Below are 9655 nucleotides of genomic sequence, written 5' to 3' on the forward strand. Positions count from 1 at the left end.
CGCGGCTAGGACAGCAGCCAGTCGCCGGGGAACGCCGCCAGGACGGCCTCCAGCGCCGCCGGCGTCCGGCCGCGCGCCATCAGGAACCCGTCGTCGACCACGCGGAGCACCGCGTCGTCGCCCGCGTACCAGCGCGAGCGGCCCACCCCGGGCGCGGGCAGCGGCCTGAACGCGTCCGGGACCCGCGGTGGTCCCTCGCCCTCCAGGTGGAGGTAGTCGGTCAGCCCGTCCTCCAGGAACAGCGACTCGGACAGCACCATCTCCACGCACGCCAGCGAGAACCGGTCGAGGAACGGCTCCCACCGCTCCGCGCGCTCGTCCGCCAGGTCGGGCCGCACGAGGACCGGCGGGTCGTCGCCGGTCAGCGCCACGCCCCAGTGCGCGCACCCCTGGTTCTCCACCCGGTGCACCAGGACGCCGTCCCACAGCCCCATCCGGTCGGGCGGCAGCAGCTCGTCCTGGTTGGAGGTCAGGTCGGCCCGCGCCCCGAACAGCGCGTACGCCTCCCGCACCGCCGCGGGCAGCCGCACGCCGAGCCGTTCCTCCGCCTCGTCGACCGCGCACCCGTCGTCGTCGCCGAGCGGCGTCGCGAAGTGCTCGGCGTACTCCCGCACGAACCGCCAGGCGCCGTCCCGGTCGACCGCCCGCTCCACCGCCGCCACGACGTCGAACCCCATGTGGCGGCACCTTATCCGGTTGTCGGCGGTCCCGGGACCTCACTACGTTGCCGGGGGTGGACCTCTTCGCGCTCTCCTGGTCGGCGCTGCTCGCGGCGGTCGCCGACCTCCGGGACGAGGACTTCGCCAGGCCCTCCGGCTGCGCGGGCTGGCTCGTCCGGGACCTGGTGTGCCACCTGGTCATCGACGCCCAGGACGTCTTGATCACGCTCGCCACGCCCACCGACGCCGAACCGACGCGGGACGCGGTCACCTACTGGGAGGTCGCCGACGCGCCGCCGACCGGCGACGACCCGCTCGACGCGCTGACCGTCCGGCTGGCCGCCGCCTACGGCGACCCGGGGCTGCTGAAGTTCCACCTCGACGACGTCGGTTCCGCCGCCGGCCGCGCCGCCCGGCTCGCCGACCCCGGGACCCGCGTCGGCACGCGCGACCAGGTCCTCACCGCGGGCGACTACCTCTCCGCGTACGTGCTGGAGTGGACGCTGCACCACCTCGACCTGGTCGCGCACCTGCCGGGCGCGCCGCGCCCGCCCGCCGAGGGGTTGGCCCGGACGCGCGGGATGCTGGAGGAGATCGCCGGTGCCGCGTTCCCCGGCTCGTTCCCCGACGCGGACGCGCTGCTGGTCGGCACCGGGCGGCGGGCACCGACCGACGCGGAACGGGCCGCCCTGGGCGAGCTGGCCGCGAGGCTCCCGTTCGTCCTGGGGTGACCGCTGCGCCGAGGGTGCCCGGGGCCCGAGGGCTCCGGGTCGCGCCGCGAGGGCTCAGGGCCACGACTGGGGGGCTCGGGGTCGCGTGCGTCGAGGGGCTCAGGGCCGCCGGGCCTCGATGAGCCAGGCCGCCGAGCCGTACCGCACGCCCTCGTCGGTCAGGTGCCCCGCCATGCTCGCCCGCAGCTCGTCGGCGGCCCGCGCCCGGCCGTCCTCGTCGAGGCCGTCCATCAGCCAGCCGAACTGGCCGATCACGAACCGGAAGGCGTCGTCGACGTCCCGCCCGAAGTACATCGGTTCGGCGAGGCCGTGCAGCCGCACGTCGGTGAACCCGGCCTCGGTCAGCAGCTCCCGCACCTGGTCGGGGTCCCGCAGCGACCCCCGTGACGGCGGCGGTGCGGGCAGCTCGCGACCGGCGGCCAGGATCGAGCGGAAGGTGCTCACCCACTCGTTGCGCTCCCACGGCTGCCACGACAGCAGCGCGAGGCGGCCGCCGGGGCGCACCGCCCGCGCGACGTTGGCGAACGCGGCGAGCGGGTCGCCGAAGAACATCGCGCCGTGCCGGCTCACGGCGACGTCGAAACCCCCGTCCGGGAAGGGGTGGACCTGGGCGTCGGCCTGGAGGAAGCGCGCGTTGCCCAGCCCTTCCCGCGCCGCCAGCTCCCGCGCCAGGTCGACCATGCGCGAGGACAGGTCCACGCCGAGCGCCGTCCCGGGTGCGGCGAGCCGCGCGGCGTCGCGGGTGGTCCGCCCGGTGCCGCAGCCGATGTCCAGGACGGTCGAGCCCGGCTCGATCGCCGCCGCGGCCAGGAGCCGGTCCTGGTAGCGCGCGACGCCCTCGTCGAAGCGCTCGGCCCGGTTCGCCCAGTACGCCCCCTGGTCGCCGTCCCACGCGCGCAACTGCTCGGTGTTGGACGGGTCGACGGTCGGCGCGGTGCCCTCGCTCATGGTTCCCCCTCGTTCCGCGGACGGGCCAACCTACGCGGTGCGCCCGGCCGGGGCGACCGGATTACCGGGCATCAGGGCAGCCGCGCCCAGAGGTCGAGGTGGTGCTCGGCCGCGTAGTCGGTGCCGCCGACCCGCCCGGGCGCCAGGGACTGGACGTGGCCGAAGCGCGGCCAGGCGGGCAGGTCGTCGGCGGTGGGTTCGCCGCGGGCCGCGAAGGTCGCCCAGTACCGGTTGACCCGGTGGGCCAGCTCGCGCTGCGCGGGCTCCAACGGCGGACCGCCGGGCGCGTCGAACTGGTAGGCCAGCTCGGCGGCGTGCTGGGCGCCGCGCGGGAACCCGGGCACGGGCGGCGGCGCGCCCGGGTCGGCGAACTCGTAGCACCAGGTGTCGGTGTGCCCGGCGAGGACCCGGCCCAGCTCCCACGTCGGCCGCGCCCAGGCCCGGTCGGTGGAGATCCGCGCCCAGGCGAGGCTCGGGGTCGGGAAGCGGTCCGGCGGGTAGTGCGCGGCCACCTCGTCCGCCGCGTCGCCGAAGGCCTCGGCGAGCAGCCGCGGGTAGCTCTCGGCCGTGACCGGGTCGCCGGCGAGCGCGACGAAGAACCGCGCCTCGTCGCGCGTGGCGCCCAGCAGCAGCGGCACCCGGTGGAAGCGGCCCGCGGGCAGCGCGTCAGCGGGCGACTCGGGCAGGGTCGGGCCGCCGAAGGCCGGTCTGGTGAAGGCGTCCGAGGCGTGGAGCAGGTCCGCCACCGGCACGCGCCGCAGCCGCGCGAGGGCCGATCGCGGGTCGGTGCCCGGCGCGACCCAACCGTGCTCGACGGCGGTGGCGACGCCCAGCCGTTCCAGCTCCGCCAGTGGGGTCCACCTCGGCGGCAGCGCCGGCAGGCCGGGCATGAAGGTGTGCGCGGGCACCGAGCCGAGCACGGAGAACGGGCTCTGGAGGACCGCGCGGTGGAACAGCCCGGCCGACCCCGGCGACACCAGGTGCGCCGCGATCATGAGCGCCCCGTACGACGAGCCGGCCAGGGTCACGTTCGCCGGGTCGCCGCCGAACCGGGTGATCTCCCGGCGCACCCAGCGCAGCGCGGCCTGCTGGTCCAGCAGGCCGAAGGCGCCGCTGTCGGGCAGGCCCGGGTAGCCGAAGCAGCCCAGCACGCCGAGCCGGGAGTTCGGCGCGACCACCACGACGTCGTTGTCCACGACGAGCCGCCGGGGGTCGTAATCGGAACCGCTGCCGTTCGTCCCACCGCCGCCGTGCAGCCACACCACCACCGGCCGCCCGGTGGTCGGGGTGTCCGGCGCGGTGACGTCCAGCGCCAGGCAGTCCTCGTCGTGGGCGGTGGTGTCGGCGAACGACCGGGCCACCTGCGGCGCGGGGTTGCCGGGCTCGGTCGCGTCCCGCACCCCGTCCCACGGTTCGACCGGAGCGGGGGCCAGCCACCGCCGTTCCCCGACCGGCGCCGCGGCGTAGGGGACGCCCCGGAACGAGAGGCGCCCGTCGAGCCGGCGCCCGCGCACGACGCCGGTGGTGAGCCGCACGGTGACGTGCCTGGTCACGGGACGGGGGTGGGTCGTAGCAATATGGTCATATTGCTACGATAGCCGCACGGGACCACCGCTGTCGCGGGGGTTCCTCCTCGGGAGGAGGTCAGCGATCGGCGGAACCGGTGAACACGGCGGCGAGCGCCCGGCGCAGCACCTCGCGGGCGGGGAACGAACCCGCCCCCGACAGCGACACCTGGTCGGCCAGGCCCTGCGTGGTCGCCAGGACCATGCGGGCCGCGAGCGCCGCGTCGACCCCGGGCTCCACCTCGCCGCGCGCCACGCCGTCCTCGACCACCGCCGTCACGTGGGCGAGGATGTCGCCGCCCGCCCGCCGGGCGACCTCGGCGAGGCCGGCGTGGTGCAGCGCCTGGGCCTGGAGCCCTTGTCGGACGCGGTACTCGACGTCCCGCTCCGCGTCGAGCGGCAGCAGTTCGACGAGGGTGTCGAGCAGCACCTCGGCGACCGGGAGACCGGCCGCCCCGCCGACGCGCGCCCGCACCCGTTCGCTCATCCGGGCGAGGGCGTCCTCGTAGGCGAAGTGGAGCAGCACGTCCTTGCCGCTGAAGTAGTGCTGGATCAGCCCGACCGACACCCCGGCCTCCGCGGCCACCCGCGAGAACGAGGCGGCGGCGAACCCCTCCGCGGCGAGCAGGCGCTGGAAGGCCCGCGCGATCTGGGCGCGGCGCTGATCGTGATCGGCGACCCGCGGCACGTCGATAGCGTACAACCGCATTGCCACTGCACCACCACTGCACTGTTGCCGCACCACCACCGCACTGACACCGGCGGACGGCCCAGTCGTCCCGCCGCCCAACCGGATCGGGAACCCATGCGCACCGAACTGAGCGACGGCCTGAAGGCCGCGTTGAAGAACCGGGACCGCGTAGCGATTGCCGCACTGCGCTCCGCCCTGTCGGCGATCGACAACGCCGAGGCCGTCCCGGTGGAGGACCGGGCGGGACCCGGGGCGGTCAGCGAGCACGTGGCGGGCGCGGCGACGGGCCTGGGCGCGGCGGAAGCCGAGCGCCGGGTGCTCGGTGAGGCGGACGTGCGGTCCGTTGTGGAGGGTGAGGTGCGAGAGCGCTCGACCGCCGCGGCGGAGTACGAGCGACTGGGTCGTGGCGATGTCGCCGAGCGGTTGCGCGCGGAGGCCGAGGTGCTGAACCGGTACCTGGGGCCCGAGTCCTGAGGTTGTGGTCTGAGGCTGTGGTCTGACCTCTGCCGCGGGGTTTGTTGTCGGGCCTGTCGTCGGGCCTGTCGTCGGGCTGGTTGTCGCCCTGTTGCCGGGCCGGTCGTTCGGCCGCATCTCCTGCCGTGGTGGGCCTGACACCCGCCACGGCAGGCTTGGCGCGTGCCGGTTCCGCTTGTCTCAACTGCTGACCGCGCGGTCGGCCCTCCGCCGTCCGAACAGCCTGCCCGCGAGGTCGACCCCCACGACCGCGCCACCACTGTCCCGGCTGAAGAACCCGCGCTGCCCCTTCAGCCCACCCTCGGTGATGATGTACTCATCGCGGCCACCACTCCCGCTCCCGTCTCCATTCCCGTCTCGGTTCCCCTCCTCCGGCAGGAAACCGATGGCGGCAGGCGGGTAGTCCGGCGGCATCTCGTTCTGCGACGCACTGCGGATCTCCGGCTTGATCCCGACCGCGAGGGTGAGCCGGGACCCGTCGGTGGCGATGTCGAGGTACATGGCGTCGATCTCGTAGCGGCCGGCGACTTCCCGCGCCCGTGCTTCGTCGTGCGGCACGGGCTCCGGGTCGCGGTCGACCACGCCGAGGTGGTGCTCCAGTGCCCAGCGGACCACGGCCTGGTTGAAGGAGTAGCCGTCCGGGCCGGCGTTGGACAGGGAGACGACGGCGAAGTCCCGTTCGGGCACGACGAGGAGTTCGGCGAACTGGCCGTTGCCCGACCCGCCGTGCCCGATGGTGCGGACCCCGTCCACGTCGCGCAGGAACCAGCCGATGCCGAAGGCGTCGCCGAGCGTGCTGGCGCGCAGTTCGACCGTTTTCTCCCGCATGCCGTGCAGCGCCTCGGCGGGCAGCACGCCGTCGCCCGTGCCGAGGTGGAACCGTGCCCAGCGCAGCAGGTCGCTCACCGAGGACACGATGCCGCCGCCGGGGTTGTCACCACGCGAGCCCGCCCGCCACGCCGCCCACGGCCGCGCGAACCGCAGCGTCCCGCCTTCGTCGCGGTTGTGACCCACGGCGAAGCGGCGCACCATCACGTCGTCCAGCTCGAAGAAGGTGTTGGTCAGCCCGGCTGGTTCCAGGACCAGCGAGGCGATCGCCTTCTCGAAGGGGAGCCCGGTCACCTTCTCGATCACCCGCCCGGCCAGGTTGTAGCCGGCCTGGCTGTAGGAGGCACGGGCGCCGGGCGGCGCGATCACGTTCAGCTCGGCCATCCTCGCCACGAACCCGGCCAGCGTGGCCTCATCGGTGTCGACCAGGTTCCAGTCGAGGCCCGAGGTGTGGTTGAGCAGGTTCAACACGGTGATCCGAGCCGCCACCCCCTCGTCGGCGAGCGTCAGTTCGGGAACGTACCGCCGCACCGGCGCGTCGAGGTCCACCCTGCCCTCCGCGGCGAGGCGCACCAGCGCAGTCGCGGTGAAAGTCTTGGTCACCGAAGCCAAGTGGAACAGCGTCTCCCCATCCACCGGCAGCGGGTTGTCCACACTGGTCACGCCATGGGACGCATGGATCTCCCGACCACCGACCAGTACGCCAACGGACACGCCAGGAATACCGAACTCCTCAGCCACGGCCCGCACGAACCCGACCAGCTCATCCTGCCCTCGCCTGTACTCCATCACAATCCACCCCTCCAATTGCATGAACTAAGTAAAACCACAAATAGCCAACGCTTGAACTAAGGTCAACGCCAAACCGAACCGGCCTGCGAGCCATGCGCAAGCAGTGCGGTACAACCCTTGAACTAAGTGCAACACCAGAGTTGATCGAATGCATGGATCGAGTACCGACTAAGCCTTGTCGGGTCTATGAACTAAGTGCAAGTGTGGAGTCAACTTCACAGACTTAGCGCAAGTCGGGAACCGTCATAGTCTCTTAACTAGTGCAAGTCCGGTTTGTTCGAGTTCTTGAATCAAGTGCAAAGTTGGATCACCCCGGTCGCCCTGGTCATTCCGCTCGCTGCGGTTGCCTGAATCGGTTATTCAGGGGCGAGGTCGGAGTTGGTCCGAGTTGGCGGTCTGAGTGCGCGATGCGGGGTTCGGTCAGCTTGTTGAACTAAGTTCAATGCCGGGTTGGCCGGGTTGGCCGGTCTGGCCCGGTCGGCCGGGTTGGGTCTGGTCGGGTCTGGCTGGTCAGCCGGGTCAGCCGGGTCAGCCGGGTCTGGCTGGTCAGCCGGGTCTGGCCTGTCGATCGGTCGGGTTGAGCCGGGTTGGTCGGTGGGGATGGCTGGCTGACCAGCCGGGCTCTTGCACTAAGTTCAAATGCACCCTAGCTGAGGGGTTGAACTAAGTGCAACTAGGCTGTCGACCATGCCGCGTGACACGTTGACCGCAGAACAGATCGTTCGAGCCGCCATCCAGTTGCTGGACGAGGAGGGACTGGACGGGCTCAACATGCGCAGCCTGGGGCAGCGGCTCAACTCGGCTGCCACGGCGATCTACTGGCACATCAAGACCAAGGACGACCTGGTGCGGCTCGCCGGGGACGCGATCTGGGACGAGGTCGAACTGCCCGACCCCCGCACCACCAACTGGCGCGCCGCCGCCGTCGCGCTGGCTACCGGCATGCACGCGATGCTCACCCGGCACCCGTGGCTCGGGCAGGCGTTCGGCAGCCACCTGCTCTACGGCCCGGCCAAGTCCCGCTTCGACGAGCACAGCCTCACCGTCTACGAACGGGCCGGGTTCAACCCCGACGAGGCCGATCGCGCGGCTGCCACGGTGTTCGTCTTCGTGCTGGGCAGCACCCTCGGGTCCGCCGCGCAGGTCTCCCTGACCCGCAGGCTGAACAAGAACGGCGACGCGGAGCAGGCGCTGGCCGAGACCATGGCGCGGGCCACCGAGGTCGCCCAGCAGTTCCCCCGGCTGCGCGAGCGCCTGACCACCGTCCCGCCCGCCGCCGACTACGCCGCGGCTCCCGGGGGCACCTTCGAGTTCGGTCTGAACTCCATCCTCGACGGTTTCGAAGCCCTGTTGGCGATCGGTCGTCGCGGGCGCAGGTGACCACTGCGCCCACCTGAACGCCGAGATGGAAACGCCGAGATGGGAGAGGGACCGGAAGAAGGGGGAGAGGGACCGGAAGAAGGGGGAGAGTGGGCGGAGAAGGGGAAAGGGAGCGGAAGAGGGGAGAGGGGCAGAGACGGGAAAGGGGGGTGGAAGTCGGGAAGGGGGAGGGGATCGGGGAGTCACGACAGGCGTTCCTCCGCCTCCTCCCAGTCCCCACCACCCGCCTGCGGCTCATACCGGACAAGCCCGACCGAAGCGCGCACCAGCCCGCGCAGCTCCGCCAACCCACCCGCCACCACGCCCAACGCCCGCCCCTGCACCAACGCGTTGCCATAAGCCGCAGCCTCCACCGGTCCCGCCACGACCGGCAGCCCGCAGGCATCGGCGGTGAGCCGGCAGAGCAGGGCGTTGCGCGCACCCCCGCCCACGACGTGCACCACCCGCACCTCCCGGCCCGACAACCCGGCCGCCTCGCGCACGGCTCGGCGGTGGGCCAGCGCGAGGCTGTCCAGCACGCAGCGGACGGTGGCGGCGGGCGTCGCCGGTGCGCGCTGCCCGGTGCGGGCGCACGCGGCGGCGATGCGGGCGGGCATGTCGCCCGGCGGGATGAAGGCCGGGTCGCCCGCGTCTACCACGGCGGCCAGCGCGGGCTCGGCCGCCGCGGCCTCCAGCAGGGGGCCGAGGTCGGGGTCGCCCCACTCGCGCAGGCACTCCTGGAGCAGCCACAGGCCCATCACGTTGCGCAGGTAGCGCACCGTGCCGTCGACGCCCAGCTCGTTGGAGAAGATGGGCCGGCGGCCGGCCCCGGTCAGCACCGGCGCGTCCAGCTCCACGCCGACCAGTGACCACGTGCCGGTGGCGACGTAGGCGAAGTCCCGGTCTTCGGCGGGCACGCCGACCACCGCCGACGCCGTGTCGTGCGACCCGACCGCCACCACCGGCACCGGTCCGGTCAGGCCGGTTTCGGCCAGCACGTGCGGCAGCAGTTCGCCGACCACCGCGCCCGCTTCCACCAGCGGCGGGAACAGCGCCGGGTCGATGCCCAGGCGCTCCATCAACCCCACCGACCAGGCGCGGGTCCGCGCGTCGAGCAGGCCCGTGGTGGAGGCGTTGGTGACCTCCGCGGCACGCGCGCCGGTCAGCCAGTGGTTCAGCAGGTCCGGAACCAGCAGCAGGTGCCGGGCCGCCGCGAGCTGCGGCGTGCCCGAGGCCGCGGCCAACTGGTAGACCGTGTTGAACGGCAGCACCTGCAACCCGGTCACGCCGTACAGCTCGGCGGCCGGCACGCGGGCGTGCACGGCGTCGGCCGCGCCGTCGGTGCGCGCGTCCCGGTAGTGGACGGGGTTGCCGAGCAGCGCGCCGGTGGCGTCGAGCAGGCCGTAGTCCACCGCCCACGAGTCGACGCCGACCGCGTCCAACCGGGGCCCGGCGGCTCGCAGGCCGTCGAGCACGCCCCGGTAGAGCGCGAGCACGTCCCAGTGCAGCGTGCCGCCGAGTCGCACCGGGCCGTTGGGGAACCGGTGCGCCTCGATGAAGTTCACCCGGTCGGGCGCGATGTCGAAGGCCATGACGCGTCCGCTGGAC

At 73.1% G+C, this 9655-nt stretch carries 9 protein-coding genes; 3 read left to right on the forward strand and 6 right to left on the reverse strand.

Features of this window, described 5'->3' with window-relative positions:
* Positions 1–5: 5 nt before the first annotated feature.
* Positions 6–677, reverse strand: coding sequence for a hypothetical protein (locus ACFV4N_RS19165; RefSeq protein ID WP_499673886.1), 672 nt, complete (start codon positions 675–677; stop codon positions 6–8).
* Between the two features lie 56 nt (positions 678–733).
* Between ACFV4N_RS19165 and ACFV4N_RS19170 the strand changes: the two genes are divergently transcribed.
* On the forward strand, positions 734–1390 hold the full coding sequence (locus ACFV4N_RS19170; RefSeq protein WP_499673887.1) for a maleylpyruvate isomerase N-terminal domain-containing protein: 657 nt from the start codon (positions 734–736) through the stop codon (positions 1388–1390).
* Positions 1391–1489: 99 nt separating this feature from the next.
* Here ACFV4N_RS19170 and ACFV4N_RS19175 read toward each other — a convergent pair whose 3' ends face one another.
* The 3 genes from ACFV4N_RS19175 to ACFV4N_RS19185 all read right to left on the reverse strand — a co-directional run bounded on the left by ACFV4N_RS19175 (position 1490) and on the right by ACFV4N_RS19185 (position 4612).
* Complete coding sequence (locus ACFV4N_RS19175; RefSeq protein ID WP_499673888.1) at positions 1490–2338, reverse strand: class I SAM-dependent methyltransferase; 849 nt, start codon at positions 2336–2338, stop codon at positions 1490–1492.
* Between the two features lie 71 nt (positions 2339–2409).
* Positions 2410–3891: a carboxylesterase/lipase family protein gene (locus ACFV4N_RS19180; RefSeq protein WP_499673889.1), complete on the reverse strand. Its 1482-nt coding sequence runs from the start codon at positions 3889–3891 to the stop codon at positions 2410–2412.
* Positions 3892–3982: 91 nt separating this feature from the next.
* The gene (locus ACFV4N_RS19185) at positions 3983–4612 is read right to left on the reverse strand and encodes a TetR/AcrR family transcriptional regulator (RefSeq protein WP_499673890.1); all 630 of its coding nucleotides are present in this window, start codon (positions 4610–4612) and stop codon (positions 3983–3985) included.
* Positions 4613–4708: 96 nt separating this feature from the next.
* Here ACFV4N_RS19185 and ACFV4N_RS19190 point away from each other — a divergent pair, with 96 nt between their 5' ends.
* Positions 4709–5068, forward strand: coding sequence for a GatB/YqeY domain-containing protein (locus tag ACFV4N_RS19190; protein ID WP_499673891.1), 360 nt, complete (start codon positions 4709–4711; stop codon positions 5066–5068).
* A 180-nt stretch (positions 5069–5248) separates the two neighbouring features.
* Here ACFV4N_RS19190 and ACFV4N_RS19195 read toward each other — a convergent pair whose 3' ends face one another.
* Positions 5249–6709, reverse strand: coding sequence for a serine hydrolase domain-containing protein (locus ACFV4N_RS19195; protein WP_499673892.1), 1461 nt, complete (start codon positions 6707–6709; stop codon positions 5249–5251).
* A 666-nt stretch (positions 6710–7375) separates the two neighbouring features.
* Here ACFV4N_RS19195 and ACFV4N_RS19200 point away from each other — a divergent pair.
* Positions 7376–8068: a TetR/AcrR family transcriptional regulator gene (locus ACFV4N_RS19200; RefSeq protein ID WP_499673893.1), complete on the forward strand. Its 693-nt coding sequence runs from the start codon at positions 7376–7378 to the stop codon at positions 8066–8068.
* 182 nt (positions 8069–8250) lie between these two features.
* Here ACFV4N_RS19200 and ACFV4N_RS19205 read toward each other — a convergent pair.
* Positions 8251–9655 (reverse strand): rhamnulokinase (locus ACFV4N_RS19205; protein WP_499673894.1); only part of this gene is annotated, 1405 nt, incomplete at its 5' end.

Source organism: Actinosynnema sp. NPDC059797, from assembly GCF_042732085.1.
Classification (GTDB): Bacteria; Actinomycetota; Actinomycetes; order Mycobacteriales; family Pseudonocardiaceae; genus Actinosynnema.

What these genes read in the sequence shown, in the direction of transcription:
- ACFV4N_RS19165 (WP_499673886.1), bottom strand. Translation starts at nt 677, where the DNA reads ATGGGGTTCGACGTCGTGGCGGCGGTGGAGCGGGCGGTCGACCGGGAC.
- ACFV4N_RS19175 (WP_499673888.1), bottom strand. Translation starts at nt 2,338, where the DNA reads ATGAGCGAGGGCACCGCGCCGACCGTCGACCCGTCCAACACCGAGCAG.
- ACFV4N_RS19185 (WP_499673890.1), bottom strand. Translation starts at nt 4,612, where the DNA reads ATGCGGTTGTACGCTATCGACGTGCCGCGGGTCGCCGATCACGATCAG.
- ACFV4N_RS19190 (WP_499673891.1), top strand. Translation starts at nt 4,709, where the DNA reads ATGCGCACCGAACTGAGCGACGGCCTGAAGGCCGCGTTGAAGAACCGG.
- ACFV4N_RS19195 (WP_499673892.1), bottom strand. Translation starts at nt 6,709, where the DNA reads ATGCAATTGGAGGGGTGGATTGTGATGGAGTACAGGCGAGGGCAGGAT.
- ACFV4N_RS19200 (WP_499673893.1), top strand. Translation starts at nt 7,376, where the DNA reads ATGCCGCGTGACACGTTGACCGCAGAACAGATCGTTCGAGCCGCCATC.